This window comes from Mesorhizobium sp. M7A.F.Ca.CA.002.04.1.1 (assembly GCF_004022805.1).
In the GTDB taxonomy this organism is placed as follows: Bacteria; Pseudomonadota; Alphaproteobacteria; order Rhizobiales; family Rhizobiaceae; genus Mesorhizobium; species Mesorhizobium ciceri.
Genome location: NZ_RZPL01001284.1, coordinates 1 through 526, shown reverse-complemented (window position 1 = coordinate 526; position 526 = coordinate 1). Strand labels below are relative to the sequence as shown.

The following is a 526-nucleotide window of genomic DNA, read 5'->3' as shown; positions in this document are numbered from 1 at the left end:
CGCGCGGAAACATCTTCTTCGGCGACGAGGGCGCCTCGCACAAGTCGATCCAGGATCGCAATGTCGGCTTTGTCTTCCAGCACTATGCGCTGTTCCGGCACATGACGGTGGCCGACAATATCGGCTTCGGCCTGAAGGTCCGGCACGGGCCGTCGCGCCCGCCGGCGCAGGAGATCCGCCGCCGCGCCTCCGAGCTTCTAGACCTTGTCCAGCTGTCGGGGCTGGAAAAGCGCTATCCGGCGCAGCTTTCCGGCGGCCAGCGGCAGCGCGTGGCGCTGGCGCGCGCCATGGCCATCGAACCCAAGGTGCTGCTGCTCGACGAACCGTTCGGCGCGCTTGACGCGCAGGTGCGCCGGGAATTGCGCCGCTGGCTGCGCGAAATCCATGACGCCACCGGCCACACCACCGTCTTCGTCACCCACGACCAGGAAGAGGCGCTGGAGCTTGCCGACCGCGTCGTGGTGATGAGCCAGATCTCGCCATTCTCGACTTTGACGGGAAGCGAGCTCGATTCACCGATGAAGCC

General features: G+C 66.3%; 1 protein-coding gene. It reads left to right on the top strand.

What is annotated here, in order from left to right; genetic code table 11:
- Positions 1-526, top strand: a 526-nt coding sequence (locus ENZ75_RS33815; protein ID WP_128278699.1) for an ATP-binding cassette domain-containing protein, incomplete at both ends; no start/stop codon positions are given.